This is a genomic window from Cupriavidus sp. NPDC089707 (assembly GCF_044748965.1).
In the GTDB taxonomy this organism is placed as follows: domain Bacteria; phylum Pseudomonadota; class Gammaproteobacteria; order Burkholderiales; family Burkholderiaceae; genus Cupriavidus.
Window position 1 is genome coordinate 655,427 of sequence record NZ_JBIVHB010000001.1, and the last position, 16,319, is coordinate 671,745.

18 protein-coding genes and 3 tRNA genes are annotated in these 16,319 nt (G+C 65.6%); 11 read left to right on the forward strand and 10 right to left on the reverse strand.

The features are described from left to right. Positions 1 to 79: 79 nt before the first annotated feature. Positions 80 to 169, reverse strand: a tRNA-Ser gene (locus tag ACIP1U_RS03140). A gap of 297 nt (positions 170 to 466) precedes the next feature. Here ACIP1U_RS03140 and ACIP1U_RS03145 point away from each other — a divergent pair. Continuing rightward, entirely contained in the window at positions 467 to 973 is a 507-nt protein-coding gene (locus ACIP1U_RS03145; protein WP_400311587.1) for a glycine zipper 2TM domain-containing protein, read from the forward strand. Between the two features lie 79 nt (positions 974 to 1,052). Here ACIP1U_RS03145 and hemW read toward each other — a convergent pair whose 3' ends face one another. The 5 genes from hemW to ACIP1U_RS03170 all read right to left on the reverse strand — a co-directional run bounded on the left by hemW (position 1,053) and on the right by ACIP1U_RS03170 (position 5,761). Next, complete coding sequence (gene hemW, locus ACIP1U_RS03150; protein ID WP_400311589.1) at positions 1,053 to 2,297, reverse strand: radical SAM family heme chaperone HemW; 1,245 nt, start codon at positions 2,295 to 2,297, stop codon at positions 1,053 to 1,055. Continuing rightward, entirely contained in the window at positions 2,294 to 2,911 is a 618-nt protein-coding gene (rdgB, locus tag ACIP1U_RS03155; protein ID WP_400311590.1) for an RdgB/HAM1 family non-canonical purine NTP pyrophosphatase, read from the reverse strand. The genes hemW and rdgB overlap by 4 nt, the downstream gene beginning before the upstream one ends. A 14-nt stretch (positions 2,912 to 2,925) precedes the next feature. Further along, positions 2,926 to 3,645, reverse strand: a complete 720-nt coding sequence (gene rph / locus ACIP1U_RS03160) for a ribonuclease PH (protein WP_400311592.1) — start codon at positions 3,643 to 3,645, stop codon at positions 2,926 to 2,928. Between the two features lie 108 nt (positions 3,646 to 3,753). After that, positions 3,754 to 4,668: a PP2C family protein-serine/threonine phosphatase gene (locus ACIP1U_RS03165; protein ID WP_400311595.1), complete on the reverse strand. Its 915-nt coding sequence runs from the start codon at positions 4,666 to 4,668 to the stop codon at positions 3,754 to 3,756. Between the two features lie 55 nt (positions 4,669 to 4,723). Further along, the gene (locus ACIP1U_RS03170) at positions 4,724 to 5,761 is read right to left on the reverse strand and encodes a serine/threonine protein kinase (protein WP_400311598.1); all 1,038 of its coding nucleotides are present in this window, start codon (positions 5,759 to 5,761) and stop codon (positions 4,724 to 4,726) included. Positions 5,762 to 5,965: 204 nt separating this feature from the next. On the opposite strand from ACIP1U_RS03170, the gene ACIP1U_RS03175 reads away from it, so the two are divergent. From ACIP1U_RS03175 to ACIP1U_RS03190, 4 genes are all read left to right on the forward strand, one after another. Then, positions 5,966 to 6,901, forward strand: a complete 936-nt coding sequence (locus ACIP1U_RS03175; protein ID WP_400311601.1) for a YicC/YloC family endoribonuclease — start codon at positions 5,966 to 5,968, stop codon at positions 6,899 to 6,901. Positions 6,902 to 6,958: 57 nt separating this feature from the next. After that, positions 6,959 to 7,621: a guanylate kinase gene (gene gmk, locus ACIP1U_RS03180; RefSeq protein WP_400311603.1), complete on the forward strand. Its 663-nt coding sequence runs from the start codon at positions 6,959 to 6,961 to the stop codon at positions 7,619 to 7,621. A 95-nt stretch (positions 7,622 to 7,716) separates the two neighbouring features. Further along, positions 7,717 to 7,920: a DNA-directed RNA polymerase subunit omega gene (gene rpoZ, locus ACIP1U_RS03185; RefSeq protein WP_006578656.1), complete on the forward strand. Its 204-nt coding sequence runs from the start codon at positions 7,717 to 7,719 to the stop codon at positions 7,918 to 7,920. A 91-nt stretch (positions 7,921 to 8,011) separates the two neighbouring features. Beyond that, positions 8,012 to 10,543 carry a RelA/SpoT family protein gene (locus ACIP1U_RS03190; RefSeq protein ID WP_400311611.1) on the forward strand — a complete coding sequence of 844 codons (2,532 nt, stop codon included), beginning with the start codon at positions 8,012 to 8,014 and terminating at the stop codon, positions 10,541 to 10,543. A 107-nt stretch (positions 10,544 to 10,650) separates the two neighbouring features. Here ACIP1U_RS03190 and greB read toward each other — a convergent pair whose 3' ends face one another. Further along, positions 10,651 to 11,214, reverse strand: coding sequence for a transcription elongation factor GreB (gene greB, locus ACIP1U_RS03195; protein ID WP_400311614.1), 564 nt, complete (start codon positions 11,212 to 11,214; stop codon positions 10,651 to 10,653). A 134-nt stretch (positions 11,215 to 11,348) separates the two neighbouring features. On the opposite strand from greB, the gene ACIP1U_RS03200 reads away from it, so the two are divergent. The 4 genes from ACIP1U_RS03200 to ACIP1U_RS03215 all read left to right on the forward strand — a co-directional run bounded on the left by ACIP1U_RS03200 (position 11,349) and on the right by ACIP1U_RS03215 (position 12,441). Next, positions 11,349 to 11,425 (forward strand) — tRNA-Arg (locus ACIP1U_RS03200). A gap of 192 nt (positions 11,426 to 11,617) precedes the next feature. Next, positions 11,618 to 11,878 carry a hypothetical protein gene (locus ACIP1U_RS03205; RefSeq protein WP_400311617.1) on the forward strand — a complete coding sequence of 87 codons (261 nt, stop codon included), beginning with the start codon at positions 11,618 to 11,620 and terminating at the stop codon, positions 11,876 to 11,878. 169 nt (positions 11,879 to 12,047) lie between these two features. Further along, positions 12,048 to 12,287 (forward strand): hypothetical protein, encoded by a 240-nt coding sequence (locus tag ACIP1U_RS03210; RefSeq protein WP_400311620.1) that lies wholly within the window; start codon positions 12,048 to 12,050, stop codon positions 12,285 to 12,287. A 78-nt stretch (positions 12,288 to 12,365) separates the two neighbouring features. Next, positions 12,366 to 12,441, forward strand: a tRNA-Met gene (locus ACIP1U_RS03215). 130 nt (positions 12,442 to 12,571) lie between these two features. On the opposite strand, the gene ACIP1U_RS03220 is transcribed toward ACIP1U_RS03215, so the two are convergent. Further along, entirely contained in the window at positions 12,572 to 12,853 is a 282-nt protein-coding gene (locus ACIP1U_RS03220; protein WP_400311622.1) for a hypothetical protein, read from the reverse strand. A gap of 180 nt (positions 12,854 to 13,033) precedes the next feature. Here ACIP1U_RS03220 and ACIP1U_RS03225 point away from each other — a divergent pair, with 180 nt between their 5' ends. Next, on the forward strand, positions 13,034 to 13,717 hold the full coding sequence (locus ACIP1U_RS03225) for a Fe2+-dependent dioxygenase (protein ID WP_400311624.1): 684 nt from the start codon (positions 13,034 to 13,036) through the stop codon (positions 13,715 to 13,717). Positions 13,718 to 13,782: 65 nt separating this feature from the next. Here the strand turns inward: ACIP1U_RS03225 and ACIP1U_RS03230 are convergent, their stop codons facing one another. Then, a complete protein-coding gene (locus ACIP1U_RS03230; RefSeq protein WP_116317469.1) occupies positions 13,783 to 14,091 on the reverse strand; it encodes a hypothetical protein in 309 nt (102 codons plus the stop codon). A 157-nt stretch (positions 14,092 to 14,248) separates the two neighbouring features. Beyond that, entirely contained in the window at positions 14,249 to 15,697 is a 1,449-nt protein-coding gene (locus tag ACIP1U_RS03235; protein ID WP_400311627.1) for a PLP-dependent aminotransferase family protein, read from the reverse strand. Positions 15,698 to 15,829: 132 nt separating this feature from the next. Here ACIP1U_RS03235 and ACIP1U_RS03240 point away from each other — a divergent pair, with 132 nt between their 5' ends. Beyond that, the gene (locus ACIP1U_RS03240) at positions 15,830 to 16,273 is read left to right on the forward strand and encodes a carboxymuconolactone decarboxylase family protein (RefSeq protein WP_400311630.1); all 444 of its coding nucleotides are present in this window, start codon (positions 15,830 to 15,832) and stop codon (positions 16,271 to 16,273) included. The last annotated feature ends 46 nt before the right edge of the window (positions 16,274 to 16,319 follow it).

Consider the following 16,319-nt stretch of genomic DNA (forward strand, 5'->3'; position numbering starts at 1 on the left):
AAAATACCCCCAAAACCGCGCCGTTATTGGGTTTCCGGGTAGTTCTTGGGACGGCATCGGAACGCCGTGGAATGAGGAATGGCGGAAGCGGTGAGATTCGAACTCACGGATGGGTCACCCCATCGGCAGTTTTCAAGACTGCTGCCTTAAACCACTCGGCCACGCTTCCGGAAAGTGCGGGCATTGTAGCGCGAAAGGACGGTCCTTCGGCGCCTCGTTGCCATCGACCTGACGGTCAGGCCGCGCATTATACAAGGCCCGCGTGCAACGGGGTGGTCTTGCGGCGCGGCAAGGCGGCATGCGTAAACTTCCTGCCACACCGCTGCCCGCGGCTGTCGGCGTCTGTCTGACACAGCGGAACCTTCACATGTGCCCGCCGCTCATATTGGAGTGCACGGGATCGCGGCGTGTGCCGCCGGTGTGTGCCCCGAACCCTGCTTCGACTGGCAACAGAGGAGAACTCAATATGCGAATGCAAAGAAAGAAATGGCTGATCCTGCCGGCAGCCACCGCGGTGGCGGTGCTGGCTGGCTGTGCTGCGCCGTATAACGGTGGCTACAGCAATACCGGATACAACACGGCGCCGCCTCCCGGCTACCAGACACCCAACACCACGCAGGCGCCGGCCGGTTCGGTGTACTACGGCCGCGTGGAATCGATCGAGCCGATCACCTCCACGCAGGGCAGCTCGGGCCTGCTGGGCACGGTCATCGGCGGTGCCGCCGGCGGCCTGCTGGGCCACCAGATCGGCGGCGGGCGCGGGCAGACCGCGGCCACCATCGGTGGTGCCGTGGTGGGCGCAGTGGCAGGCAACCAGATCGAGAAGCGCGTGGGCAGCAATACGCAGACCGCGTATCGCGTCAACGTGCGCCTGGACGATGGGCGCGTCGCGACCGTGACGCAGTCGAACCTGGGCAACCTGCAAGTCGGCATGCGCGCACGCGTGGCCAACGATATGGCGACGCCGTATTGAGGCTGACTCCCGTTCGGAACGACAAAGGCCACGCGATTGCGTGGCCTTTGTCTTTTGGGACACTTCTGCGGTCCAAAACTCAGTCCTTCAGGAACATCTCCTGTAGATCATTCAGGAAACGCCGCCCCAGTTCCGTCGGGCGGATGGTCGTCAGGTCGGCTTCCAGCAGTCCCTTCCTTTCGGCCTCGGCGAGTTGCTTGCTGATGGTGTGCAACGGCAGCCCGGTGTAGTCCTGGAAGCTCGATGCGGGCACGCCATCGGTGAGGCGCAGCGCATTAAGCATGAACTCGAACGGCAACTCGTCCGCGCTCACGTCGCGCGCTTCCTGCACGGCGTTGCCCGCAAGCGCTTGCGCCATGTAGGTGGCCGGATGCTTGTGCCGCATCTGGCGCAGGATGCGGTGCGGGAACGACAGCTTGCCATGCGCGCCCGCGCCGATGCCGAGGTAGTCGCCGAAACGCCAGTAGTTGAGGTTATGGCGCGCCTCGCGATGCGGCTTTGCATAGGCCGACGTCTCGTAGTGGCGATAGCCCGCCCCGGCCGTGCGTGCCTCGATCAGGTCCTGCATCTCGTACGCGCTGTCGTCGTCCGGCAGCGCGGGCGGAAACCTGGCGAACAGCGTGTTCGGCTCCAGCGTCAGGTGATACAGCGACAGGTGCGTGGTGCCGTACGACAGCGCGGTCTCCAGGTCTTGCCGGCATTCGTCCAGCGTCTGCCCGGGCAGGGCGTACATCACGTCGAGGTTGATGTTGTCGAAACTCGCCTGCGCGATATCGATCGCTTTGCGCGCCTCGGCCCCGCCATGGATGCGGCCGAGCGCCTGCAGGTGCCGGTCGTTGAAGCTCTGGATGCCGATCGACAGCCGGTTGATGCCGCTGGCGCGGTAGCTGGCGAACTTGTCGGCTTCGAAGGTGCCGGGGTTGGCCTCCATCGTGATCTCGGCGTCGGCATCGAGCGGCAGCAAGGCGCGGATATCGGACAGCAGCCGGTCCATGCCGGCGGCCGACAGCAGGCTGGGCGTGCCACCGCCGATAAAGACGGTATGAACAGGACGGCCCCACACCAGCGGCAGCGACTGCTCCAGGTCCGCGCGCAGCGCATCCAGGTAGGCGTCTTCCGGGATCTCGTGGTTATCCGCGCCTGGTGCCGCGTGCGAATTGAAATCGCAATACGGGCATTTGCGCACGCACCACGGGATATGCACGTACAGCGACAGCGGCGGCGAGCCCGGCAGGCTGATCTGCCCGGGCTTGAGCCATAGCTGCTTGCTGTCGACGGGAGACGCGGCGGACGGCGCGCTGCCGGCCGGAATGATCGGGATCATCGGCCGTTGCGCTGCGCGGCGTCGGCCTGCAGCCGGGCCACCAGTGCACGCAGTGCCTGCGCGCGGTGGCTGACCGCGTTCTTCTCTTCTGCCGACAGTTCGGCGGCAGTCTTGCCCAGCCCCGGCAGCAGGAAATGCGGATCGTAGCCAAAGCCGCCAGCGCCGCGGGGCGCGTCGACGACCTCGCCATGCCACACGCCTTCGGCGATCAGCGGGCAGGGATCCTCGGCATGGCGTACGAATACCAGCACGCAGTAGTAGTACGCGTGACGGTCCAGCTTGCCGGCCAGTTGCGACACCAGGTACGCGTTGTTGGCCGCATCCGACTTGGGCTTGCCTGCCATCTGCGCATAGCGCGCCGAATAGACGCCGGGCGCGCCGCCGAGCGCGCGCGCGCTGATGCCGGAATCATCGGCCAGCGCGGGCAGGCCGGACAGCCGGCTGGCATGGCGCGCCTTGGCCAGCGCGTTCTCGACAAAGGTGACGAAGGGCTCTTCGGCCTCCGGGATGCCCAGTTCGCCCTGCGGCACCACATCGAAGCCGAGCGGTGCCAGCAGCGTGCCGAACTCGCGCAGCTTGCCGGGATTGTTGGAGGCCAGTACCAGTCGTTGCATGGTCGGATCCTGCTTCAGGCCAGGCCGAGCGCTTCGCGCTGGTGTTGCACCAGGCGGACGATGCCGGTTTCCGCCAGGCGGGTCATGGCGTCGAGGTCGGCGCGGCTGAAAGGCACGCCTTCGGCCGTGCCCTGTACCTCGACAAAGCCGCCGCTGCCGGTCATGACCACGTTCATGTCGGTGTCGCAGTTGCTGTCCTCGGCGTAGTCCAGGTCGAGCACCGGCACGCCGTCGACCATGCCGACCGAGACCGCGGCCACGTGGTCGCGGATCGGGCTGGCGGCAATCAGGCCGTCGCGCAGCATCGTGGCGACCGCGTCGTGCGCGGCCACAAAGGCGCCGGTGATGGCCGCGGTGCGGGTGCCGCCGTCGGCCTGCAGCACGTCGCAGTCGAGGTGGATGGTGTATTCGCCCAGCGCCGCCAGGTCGAACACCGAGCGCATGGCACGGCCGATCAGGCGCTGTATTTCCTGCGTGCGGCCGGTTTGCTTGCCGCGCGCGGCCTCCCGGTCCGAGCGTGTGTGGGTGGCGCGGGGCAGCATGCCGTATTCGGCCGTGACCCAGCCTTCACCGCTGCCTTTCTTGTGCGGCGGCACCTTGGCCAGCACGCTGGCGGTGCAGAGCACCTTGGTATCGCCAAAGGCACAGAGGACGGAGCCCTCGGCGTGGCGGGTGTAGTGGCGGATAAGGCTGATGGAACGCAGCGCATCGGCTGCGCGGCCGCTGGGTCGCATGGGATGTTCGGGTTGGAATCGGGGGAGAGACCGCGATTCTACCGCCGCCGGCCCGCGCATGCTGCATATCGGCGCGCGGCGAAGGACAAAGGCCTGCGGCGGACCCGGTCAGCGCATCAGGTTGCTGGTCTTGTCGATGGCCGCGCGGATCTCGGCGATCGAGCGCTCGATCTCTTCCTCGGACAGCAGGTCACTCTCCGAACCGGTGCGGTCCAGGATCGACGTGGTGAACGCATTCAGCGGCAGCGTATCGGTCATCACCGAATCGGGCCCGGTGGCGTTGTTGTCGAGCTCCCACATCATGGCGATGCCGGTGGTGTTGTCGGCACCTTCGCCCGCGTTCTGCAGCGCCAGCTCGATCAGTGCCGGCACCGCCTGCACCACCGACAGCCGCGACAGCTTGTCGACCAGCGCCTGCTCGTCCAGCGGTCCCCACAGGCCGTCGGAGCAGAGCAGGGCGACGTCGCCGGGCTCCAGCCGCACCGGGCCGCCCAGGTCGATCAGCGGCAGGTTGGGCGAGCCCAGGCAGTTGTAGAGCTTGTTGCGCTCGGGGTGGTTGGCCACGTGCATCGGCAGCACGCGTTCCTGCTGCAGCAGGTTCTCGATCTTGGAATGGTCGCGCGTGCGCGTCAGCAGGCGGCCCTTGCGCAACAGGTAGTAGCGCGAATCACCGGCGTGTGCCCAGTAGACCTGGCCGTGCTGGACCAGGCAGCAGACCACTGTGGTACGCGGCACATCGGCCATCCGGTTGGCTTCCGCGTAGCGGTGGATTTCGCGGTGCGCCAGCATGATGGTGTCCTGCAGGAACTCCGCGGGGTTTCGTACCGCCGGGCGCGCCTGGGTCTGGAACTGCCGCGCCAGCGTCTGCAGCGCCTGTTGCGCCGCGACTTCGCCATGCGCGTGGCCGCCGAGCCCGTCGGCCAGCACCATCAGCAGCGCGTCGCGCGTGAAGCAATAGCCCATGCGGTCCTGGTTGACGCGGCGGCCGCCTTTCCTGCTTTCCTGGTAGACAGAGAATCGCATGTTGGCTTTGGAAATTCAGTAAGGTGCGCGCCACACGGCGGGCGCGATTTGTGATTTATTCTACGCTCGCGCCGGGGGCCGGCTCGTCGCGGCGGCGCAGCAGCGTAAGGAAGCGCGATGCGGGGGCAGGGCGCTCGGCCGGGGCCGGCGGCGCGGCCGTCGGCAATGCCTGCTCGCTCAGCGCGTTGGTCTGTTCGCGCAACTCCTTCTGCAGCCGGAACACACTCTGCGGCCGCTCCGACGGCGCCAGCCGCAGGCACCATTCGACCAGGTCGACCAGGCCGTTGGTATAGCTGCTGCGCAGCCGCACCAGCGCCTCGCCCATGCGGTCTTCTTTCTCGCGCTGGTTGGCTTCCTGCGGCGGCATGCCGGCCATGCAGGCATAGAGCGTGGCGCCCAGGCTGTAGATATCGGTCCAGGGACCCAGGTCGGAATGCTTGCCGTACAGTTCGGGCGCGGCGAAGCCGGGCGTGTACATCGGCTGGAAGCGCGCCGCTTCCATGGTCAGCGTCTGCCGCGCGGCGCCGAAATCCAGCAGGATCGGCGACTCGTCCTCGCGCAAATAGATGTTGCCGGGCTTGATGTCCAGGTGCAGCAGCTTGTGGATATGCACTTCACGCAGGCCGCTCATCAGGTCGTGGAAGACCTTGCGCATGAAATGCTCGCGCAGCACCTTGGCGCGGCCCTGCTGCCGGGCCGCCAGCACGTGCTCCTGCAGCGTCTTGCCCAGCTCGTAGTTCATCACCATGTAGACCGTGGCGTTCTCGCGGAAGAAGTTCACCACGCGCACCACGCTGGGATGGGAAATGCGGGCCAGCGAGCGGCCCTCTTCAAAGAAATACTTCAGGCCGAGCCGGAATGCCGCGGCGTTTTCCTCGGGCACCACGGGGATCAGTTCGCCCGGGTTGCGCCGCGCCAGCGACGACGGCAGGTACTCCTTGATCGCGACCGGCGCGCCGGTTTCATCGGTGGCCAGGTAGACGAAACTGAACCCCCCGCTGGCCAACTTCTTTACAATACGATAGTTGGACAACAGCGTGCCGACGGGCAGCGGTGCACTCTTCGGTTGTGTCGTGCCCTTGGACTCTGTCATGGGAATAGGGGCCGGATTTGCCTCCGCGGATTTGCCAACGGATTGTCCGGGCTAATCGGTCACTTGTAAAGAACACAAATACGGGCATTGTTGCCCTCCTTTCAACGTTTTGAGAGCGCTCCCGGATCCGGTTGCGGGAGGCTCGAGGAGGGTGGCTGCGGGCCGCCAGCGCCCCAGGGCCGCCTCCATTCACGAGAACATCCAATGATCCACAGCATGACAGGCTATGGCCTGGCGACGCGCCAGGCGCCACTGACCAACGCACAGGGCGAGCCGAGCGGGCGCACCGCCTCCGTTTCGGTGGAATTCCGCACTGTCAATTCGCGTTTCCTCGACCTGTTGTTCCGGGCCCCGGAAGAGTGCCGCGCCTTTGAGCCGGCGCTGCGCGAGATGCTGATGGCCGAGCTGTCGCGCGGCAAGCTGGAATGCCGCATCAACCTGCAGCGCACCGATTCGGGCGGCGCCACGCTGGCGCTCAACGATGGCCTGCTGGCGCAGATCCGCGCGCTGGAGACCACTGTGGCTGGCACCTTCCCCAGCGCCGGCACCCTGCGCATGGGCGAGATCCTGCGCTGGCCGGGCGTGCTGGTCGAGCCCGAGCTGTCGCAGGAGGCGCTGCGCGATGCCGTGACCGGCGCCGCACGCGACGCGCTGGACCAGTTGCTGGAGGCGCGCCGTCGCGAGGGCGAGGCGCTCAAGGCGGTGCTGATGGAGCGCGTCGATGCCATGCTGGCGATCGTTGAGCGCCTGACGCCGGCGATCCCGCAACTGATCGCGCACCACCAGCAGAAGCTGACCGAGCGCCTGCAAGAAGCGTTCAACCTGGCCGCGCCCACCGGCATGCCGTCGATGAGCCGCGACGAGATTGCCGAGCGCATCCGCCAGGAAGCCACCGTCTACGGAATCCGCATCGACATCGCAGAAGAACTGTCGCGGCTGCAGGCACACCTGAACGAGACCCGCCATATCCTGAAGAAGGGTGGGCAGGTCGGCAAGCGCCTCGACTTCATGATGCAGGAGCTGAACCGCGAGGCCAACACGCTCGGTTCCAAGGCCGCCGCCAAGGAACTGGCCGATGCCTCGATGGAGCTCAAGCTGTTGATCGAGCAGATGCGCGAGCAGGTCCAGAACCTCGAATAACGCAGCAAAGCATCGGCATCACCCCAGGAATCACCCCGAAGTCACCGAATCATCATCATGAGCCAAACGTCTCAAACCGCGCCGCATCCTTCCATCGACACCGTCTACCCTGGCAACCTGTTCATGGTCGTGGCACCGTCGGGAGCCGGCAAGTCGACGCTGGTCAACGCGCTGCTGGCGCAGGACCCGGCCATCCGCCTGTCGATCTCGCATACCACGCGCGCGCCGCGCCCGGGCGAGCAGAACGGCCGCGAATACCACTTCGTCAGCGTCGACGACTTCCGCGCCGCGCGTGACCGCGGCGAATTCCTGGAGTGGGCCGAGGTCCATGGCAACTACTACGCGACCTCGCGCGTGTGGATCGAGCAGCAGATGGCGCAAGGCAACGACGTGCTGCTCGAGATCGACTGGCAGGGCGCGCAACAGGTGCACCAGCGCTTCTCCAACGCGATGGAGATTTTCATCCTGCCGCCGTCGCTGACCGCGTTGGAAGAGCGCCTGAAGAAGCGCGGCCAGGACGAGCCCAACGTGATCGTGCGCCGCCTGCTGGCGGCGGGCAGCGAGATGTCGCATGCATCGGAGTCGGACTACGTCATCATCAACGAGGTTTTCGACAATGCGCTGGAAGAGCTGCGCAACGTGGTGCGGGCTACCCGTCTGCGCTTTTCGTCGCAAAAAGCACGGCACGCGGAGCTGTTCATCGAGCTCGGGATTCACTGAGCCAATGCACGTGAGCGGCGGCGCCGCCGGCGTTTTTCGCCGCGTGCTGTAAAATAGCAACCCAACACAAGGTTTTGTCCCAAGGTGGATTTGATATGGCGCGTATTACCGTCGAAGATTGTCTGAAACACATCCCGAACCGTTTCGAGCTCGCCCTGGCGGCCACGTACCGTGCGCGCCAGCTGGTGCAGGGCCACACGCCCAAGGTCGAGGCCAAGGACAAGCCGACCGTGGTGGCACTGCGCGAGATCGCGTCGGGCCAGGTCGGCATCGAGATGCTGAAGAAGGTCCCGACCTGATCGACCCGATCGAGCGGCCGGCCCATGGCTCATCCTTGCAACGTGCCAGCATATTTCCAGGCTCTCCAGCCGGATTCCAGGGGCCGCCGCCATGCCATCGCCGCATCTGCCCTCCCAGCCTTCCTCTCCGCCATCGCCCGCGGCCGGCGCGCACGGCGATGCGGCGCCGCCCACGGCGCGTAAGCGCACCATCCCGGGCCAGTCTTCCGTGAACGCGCGCACCGGCGCTCCCAATCTTCCCGATCCGCTCGGCGACGATGTCGTCGGGGAGCGTGCCGTCGCGCCCGCGCTGGCGCCGGGCAAGGCGAGGGCGCCCGCGGTGCAGGACGAGCTGGCGGCAGTGCAGGAAGCGGCGCCTCCAGTCGCGGACAGCCTCTTTATCGATGCAGTGCTGGCGCAGTCATACCGGCACTTCTTCGGCCCGACCTCGCAGCCGGCGGTACCGCCGCGCCAGCAGGTCATTTCCATCACCCGGCTGATGGAAAGGCTTGCGTACCTGAAGGCGCCCGACCTGGCGCGCGTACGCGAGGCCTTCCAGTTTTCCGACGAGGCCCACCTGGGCCAGTACCGCCAGAGCGGCGAGCCCTACATCACCCATCCGGTGGCGGTGGCCGAGCTGTGCGCGGACTGGAAGCTGGACGTGCAGTCCATCATGGCGGCGCTGCTGCACGACGTGATGGAAGACCAGGGCATCACCAAGAGCGAGCTGGCCGAGAAATTCGGTCCCAAGGTCGCCGAACTGGTCGATGGCCTGACCAAGCTGGACAAGCTCGAATTCCAGAGCCGCGAGCAGGCGCAGGCGGAAAGCTTCCGCAAGATGCTGCTGGCGATGGCGCGCGACGTGCGCGTGATCCTGGTGAAGCTGGCCGACCGCACGCACAACATGCGCACGCTCGACTTCGTGCCGCCGGAGAAGCGCCGCCGCATTGCGCTGGAGACCATGGAGATCTATGCGCCGATTGCGCACCGTCTCGGTCTCAACACGATCTACCGCGAGCTGCAGGAACTGTCGTTCAAGGTCGGCTCCCCGTTCCGTTACGCCACGCTGGAAAAAGCGGTCAAGGCCGCGCGCGGCAACCGGCGCGAGGTGGTCAAGCGTATCCTCGAGGCCGCGCAGAAGGGGCTGGCCGATGCCGGCATCGTGGCCGAACTGTCCGGCCGCGAAAAAACACTGTACAGCATCTACCGCAAGATGCACGACAAGCAGCTGTCGTTCTCGCAGGTGCTGGACGTGTACGGTTTCCGCGTGGTGGTGGAAACGCAGATGCACTGCTACATGGCGATGGGCGCGCTTCACGGCTTGTACAAGCCGATGCCCGGCAAGTTCAAGGACTACATCGCGATCCCCAAGATCAACGGCTACCAGTCGCTGCACACCACGCTGGTGGGTCCGTTCGGCACGCCGGTCGAGTTCCAGATCCGCACGCGCGATATGCACCAGATCGCCGAGGCCGGCGTGGCCGCGCACTGGATGTACAAGCACCAGGCCGACCACGCCAACGATATCCAGCAGCAGGCGCACCAGTGGCTGCAGTCGCTGCTCGATATCCAGAGCCAGACCGGCGATTCGCAGGAATTCCTGGAGCACGTCAAGATCGACCTGTTCCCGGATGCGGTCTACGTGTTCACGCCCAAGGGCCATATCCGCGCGCTGCCGCGCGGCGCCACCGCGCTGGACTTTGCCTACGCGGTGCACAGCGACCTGGGCAACCAGTGCGTCGCGGTCAAGATCAACAACGAGCTGCTGCCGCTGCGCACCGAACTCAAGAGCGGCGATATCGTCGAGGTGGTGACGGCGCCATACTCCAAGCCGAATCCGGCGTGGCTGTCGTTCGTGCGCACCGGCAAGGCGCGCGCGGCGATTCGCCATTACCTGAAGACCACCAAGCTGGACGAAGCGATCCAGCTCGGCGAGCGGCTGCTGGAACAATCCGCGCGCCAGCTCGGCATCGAACTGAAGGCCGTGCCGCAGTCGGTGTGGGACCGCATGATCCAGTGGACCGGCAACAAGCAGCGCGAAGACATCTTCGCCGACCTGGCGCTGGGCCGGCGCGTGCCTGCGGTGGTGGCCAAGCGCATGGAGATCCTGCTGCAGGAGCTGTCCGGCGACGTCGACAGCGCGCTGCTGGCGGCGGTGCAGACCTTTGCCGGCGAAGAAGCGCCCGCGGTGCCGATCACCGGCGACGAAGGCATGTCGATGATCTTCTCGGCATGCTGCCGCCCGATCCCCGGCGATTCGATCGTCGGCTACCTGGGCAAGGGCGAAGGGCTGCAGATCCACGTGCAGGACTGCAAGATCGCCAAGCGCCTGCACAGCAAGGATCCGGAGCACTGGATCGACGTGATGTGGGCCAAGAAGACCACGCGTGCCTTCGACGTGTCGATCAAGGTGATGGTGCGCAACGTCAAGGGCATCGTCGCGCGCGTCGCTGCGGACCTGACCGCGGCCGATGCCAACGTCGCGCACGTGGCGATGGAACAGCAAGACGGCAGCCACCAGGAAGCCACCTACATGCAGTTCATCATCCAGGTCCAGAACCGCCTGCACCTGGCCAACGTGATGCGCGGGCTGCGCCGCAACCCCGACGTCATCCGCATCTTCCGCGACCGCAATGACGGCTAGGCGGGCCTTTTAGGACTGCCCTGGCGTCGCTGTGCGGCTGTGCCGTACTACTACTTGTACGGTCTGTGGCCGCACGCCTGGCCAGGGCCGCCTAAAAGGCCCGCCCACTATTGTCTCTTTGGCGGGTAGCTGACTTCCAGGATATCGATCTGCTCGACCCCGGCTGGCGTGCGCAGCGGCACGGTGTCGCCCTCGCGTGCCTTGATCAGCGCCTTGGCGATCGGTGAGATCCAGCTGACGCGGTTGCTGTCCAGGTCCACTTCGTCCATGCCCACGATGGTGATGGTGGTCTCTTCGCCGGCGCGGTTGGCGTAGGTGACGGTGGCGCCGAAAAAGATCTGGTCGTTGTCGCCCTGCAATGAGGGATCGACCACCTCTGCCTTGTCCAGGCGGCGCGTCAGGAAGCGGATGCGGCGGTCGATCTCGCGCAGGCGTTTCTTGCCGTAGAGGTAGTCACCGTTCTCGGAGCGGTCACCATTGGATGCCGCCCACGAGACGATCTGCACCACATCGGGCCGGTCGACGTCGATCAGCTGCATCAGCTCAGTGCGCAGACGGTTGTAGCCCTCGGCGGTGATGTAGTTCTTGGTGCCAGGTGGCAGCGGCGTTGCGCCTTCGGGGAGGTCGTCGTCCTCGTCGCCAGAGGACTCTTTGACAAATGCCTTGTTCATGGTCCGGATCACATCTTCGGGTTCTCATTATAGAAAAACGCCGCGGGCAGGCCCGCGCTCGTAAAAAGATGAGAAAAAAGTGTCGATGGGGGTTCACAAATCTGAAATCTCAGATATAATCTCCTTTCTCGAGTGCGGCTGTAGCTCAGTTGGATAGAGTACTTGGCTACGAACCAAGGGGTCGTGGGTTCGAATCCTGCCAGCCGCGCCACCTATGCAGCAAGAAAAGGGCTTCCGGAAACGGAAGCCCTTTTTGTTTTTCTGCCTCCCTTTTTCTGCCTTCCCCATTGCTTGTAGTCCTCGCCCCGGCGGTGGCATTTTGCTGCGCCACGGCTTGCGCGCGTCCTTGTCGCCTCCTAGGCTCGACTCAAGGGCAGAGCAAGCCGAACCCGGAGCAATGCGCATGGAAAACGACTGGCGCGTCGAGCAGTACCGTGACATGGACGTTTACGTCCTGGTGTCGCCGCAAGGCCAGGGCAGTATCGGCCGCTGGGGCTATGAAGTCCGCGTGGCCCAGGAAGGCGTCGATCCCGCCGATGCGGGCGATACCGAAGTGCTGGTGAGTGGCTCGCAGCAGTTCGCCACGCGCCATGCGGCGGAGGTGGCGGCATTTGGCGCCGGCTATGCATTGGTGGACCGCTTGCTCGGGCCGCCGCCCGAGTGATGCCCACGCGCGTCACTTGCGTGTCGTTGCGCTCTTGGCAATGGCATATATCACGGCATGATCTATGGCCGTTGACCTGGATCATTTTTGATTCGACGCGGTATTCCTACGCTGGATGTGGAAGCGAGCGACGTCTTGCTCGCCATCGCAGCAGAAGGAGTGCCGCGCCATGCCGGAATTTGAAGGCTACAAGGTCGTCTATGAAGTGATTGCGTTGCCCAAGCGCAAGTGGGCCATCCTGATCGAGATCGCTCGCCGTAGCGATGGCATCGTTGTCGCCGGGCGGCATAACCCGTTCCCCAACCACGCGTTCGGCACCAAGCTCGAGGCGCTCGACCAGATCAACCGCTACATCGAGGCACTGCTCGCCGCGCACGAGGCCGATGGCAATGCCAGGCAGCGCGCATGATCGCGGCAGCGATTTCGCGATGAGCAGAGAAAAGACTTGCCGGATGTGTGTATCTACTGCATAATCTATTTCTTCGGACGCGGGGTGGAGCAGTTGGCAGCTCGTCGGGCTCATAACCCGAAGGTCGCAGGTTCAAGTCCTGCCCCCGCAACCAACGCCTTTCGCGGCATTCGCCGCAACCCTTCAAGGCGTTGTTCTCAAGGCCGACCGGCCTGATTCATTCCCTGCTTCGAACTGAGTCTGCGAACCGCCGCGATGATCTCACGCGTGGTGCTTGCTCGCCGTCAGGCCGGCAATCGTTGCGCCGCCTGCAGGAAAGTATCGCGCACCAATGCCTGGTCTTCGCGCTCGGCCGCTTCCGCGCGCTCACGCAACCGCTTGGCCAGCACCGCCAGCGTGCCTTGTGCCTGCGGACCGCCTGCCGCCTGGCATTTGGCCACCGCCTCGCGCATCACGGCATCGAGCTCGGCGCCGACATCGGCACCATCGAAGGCGCTCACCGACAGGGCTGAAATTCGTTCCAGATAGAGATTGACCAGCGCTTCGTCGTGTAGCGGTTCGGACATGTCTTCTCCTTGGCGATGACGGGAACACAAAAACCATTGTAGTGGAGCTGGCGCCTGCGCAAGCTCAAACAATAATGATTCTTGTTCGAGCGATATCAGGGTTCACATACAATACGCGTTCACGACGCGTCCGTCAGGCGCGCGCGCTTTCCCCATTCTTGCCCAAAGGTTGTCGCCACCATGTTGCTGCAGATTCCAGACGTACTTTCCAAGGTCCAGGTGGCGCAGGTCCGGCAGATCATCGACGCCGCGCCGTGGGCCGATGGCAATGAAACCTCGGGCTACCAGTCGGCGCTGGCCAAGCGCAACCTGCAACTGCCCGAGGGCTCGCCCGCGGCGCGCCAGGTTGGCGACCTGATCCAGGATGCGCTGGGCAACAATGCGGTGTTCTTCTCGGCGGCACTGCCGCTGAAGGTATATCCGCCGCTGTTCAACCGCTACGAGGGCGGGCACACCTTTGCCAACCATGTCGACAACGCGATCCGCTATCTGCGCGGCACCAGCTTCCGCATCCGCAGCGACCTGTCTGCAACGTTGTTCCTGACCGAACCGGACCAGTACGACGGCGGCGAACTGGTGATCGAGGATACCTACGGCCAGCAACGCGTGAAGCTGCCTGCCGGGCATATGGTGCTGTACCCGGCCACCAGCATCCACCACGTGACGCCGGTCACGCGCGGCGCGCGGGTGTCGTCGTTCTTCTGGATCCAGAGCATGGTGCGCGACGACGGCCAGCGTGCGCTGCTGTTCGAGATGGACGGGCGCATCCGCCAGACAGCGCAGGAACTCGGCCAGTCGCATGAAGCCGTGATCGGCCTGACCGGCGTCTATCACAACCTGCTGCGCCGCTGGGCGGACGCCTGAGCGCTGCCAGCGCCCGGCGCCGGGATAACCGGCGGGGCGCTGCGTCGATGCAGGGAAGGGCGCAGCTATTCGTCGCGCCGTCGTCGCATCTGCAACTGCTCGATCGGGGAAGGCTGGATGCGGCGCCGTGCCGGCCGCAGGGCACGGTTCGGCCACAGCACGTAGTTGGTGTGCGGGTCCAGCGGCTTGCCGAGGTACGAGACCCAGACCTGCACGCCGTGCTCGGTCTCGGCGATCACGGCCGCGACGGCACGCGCCGCGGCGGAAGGGGACTTGAGCAATTCCGCCAGGGCTTCGACGCCCTGCACGACATGGTGCTTTACCCCTGAAAACCATGCGTACTGACGCATGGCGGACAACAAACGCTTGGTCATGAACGCGACTCTGGTGTGGTTGGAAGTGCGAATGAGACTGCTTCCCGTCCGATTTGTTCAACGGAAGCTTGCGGACGCCAGTATGACTGTGCGTGCGCTCCCACGCATTCGGTGCGTACCCTGAGTCCGGCGCTTTTACCGGAGAGTGGTGGTGGCGTCACGCGACGTGCGCCGGCTCGGGGGCCAAGGCAGAGAGTACCATTGCCAGCCGGTCGAGCGCCGGATCGATGTCGAGCAGGTCGATGGCGCCAAAGCCGAGCAGCAGGCCGGCGCAGGTTGGAGGCGGGGTGGCGTAGAAGGGGTCGAGCGTGGCCAGTTCCAGGTCCGCGAGGCGTGCCATCGCCACCAGCGCGTCGGTAGCCACCGGCACGCGCAGCCGCGCCGACTGGTGAAAGCCCGCGATTGCCGGCAGGGCTTCGAGCCAGGGTGACAGGTCGCTGTGCAGCCGCGCCAGCAGCCGCGCGCGCCGCTGCGCATGGCGCGCGTGCGAACGCCGGATATGGCGCAGCAGGTGTCCCTCCGACAGGAATCGCGCCAGCGCTTGCTGGATCAGCGTCGGGGTGTACCAGTCCATCAGGTGCTTGACCTTGCGTGCCGCCGGCATCAGCCATGGCGGCACCACCAGGTAGCCGCCGCGCAGGTTGGCCAGCAGCGTCTTGGAAAACGTGCCCAGGTACACCACGCGCCCGTTGCGGTCCAGCGTCTGCAGCGCGTCCAGCGCTTGCCCGCCATAGCGGAACTCGCTGTCGTAGTCGTCCTCCAGGATCACTGCGTGGCGGCGCGCGGCCCAGTCGAGCAGTGCCTGCCGCCGCGCCAGGCTCATCGGCACGCCCAGCGGCGACTGGTGCGACGGCGTGACGAAGACCAGCGTCGCCTCGCCGGGCAGTGCCTCCACCACCAGTCCTTCGCCGTCAACCGGCACCGGCACCACACGCGCGCCCAGTCCCTGGAACAGCGCGCGCGCCATCGGGTAGCCGGGATCCTCCATGGCCACCACGGCGCCCGGCCCCAGCAGCAGCCGGGCGGCCAGGTCGATACCCTGCTGCGCGCCTGCAGTGACCAGGATATCCGTGGGAGCGCTCTGCACGCCGCGGGTGAAGGCGATATGGGTGGCAATGGCCTGTCGCAGCGGCATCTCGCCACATGGATCCGCGGGCCCGGGCGGGCGCTGCCGTTCCGCTGCCAGTGCCGCGCGCACGCAGCGCGACCAGGCTTCATGCGGGAAGCGCGTGGTGTCGGCCTGGCCCGGCTGGAACGCATAGCGCGCACCGCCTGCCGGCCCGAGGAAGGGCGTCTCCACCGCCATCCAGCGCTGCACCGCCGGCGGCAGTACCGGCGCGGCGGCGATGCGAACCGGCTTGCGCGCCAGCCCCTCGGCGACATAAGTGCCGTCCCCCACGCGGGCGTGCAACCAGCCTTCGGCAACCAGCCGTTCATAGGCCGTGGTCACGGTTTTGCGCGCGACGCCCAGTTGCGTGCCGAGCAGCCTTGTGGGCGGCATGCGCGCGCCGGCATCCAGGCGCCCGGCCTGGATGCCGGCGCGGATCTGGTGAACGATCTGCGCGGTAAGGTCGCCGGCGTGGTCCAGCGCGAGATGGAACTCCATGGTTGTGGCCCTGAAATTGGTCTACCGATTTTGCCGCAAATTGGCGGTGTACGGAGCCAATCGCAAGGCCTATCTTTGAGTCCAACGGGCCAGCGCCCGCCAATTTCTCAACCGGATCCCTGGAGAATCGACATGGAAGAACGCATGAACTGGCAAGACGTGGCCCCGGATGCCTACAAGGCAATGGTCAGCGTGGAGATCTATCTGGCCCGCTGCGGGCTGGAAAACAGCCTGAAGGAACTGGTGAAGATCCGTGCCTCGCAGATCAACGGCTGCGCCTTCTGCCTCGACATGCATGTGACGGACGCCCGCAAGCATGGCGAGAGCGATCGCCGCCTGAGCCTGCTGCCGGCATGGCGCGAAGTGAGCTGGTTCACTGCGCGCGAGCGTGCCGCGCTGGCCTGGACCGAGGCGCTGACGCTGCTGCCGCAAAGCCAGGCGCCCGACGCCGACTACAACGCGGTGCGCGAACAGTTCTCGGAAAAGGAAATTGCCGACCTGACCTTGCTGATTTCGATGATCAATGCCTGGAACCGCTTCGGCGTCGGCTTCCGCCGCCAGCCGCCGGCGCTCTGAGCATAGCGCCACGCTTGCCGACGCGGCCGGTCGATTGACAAGCCGC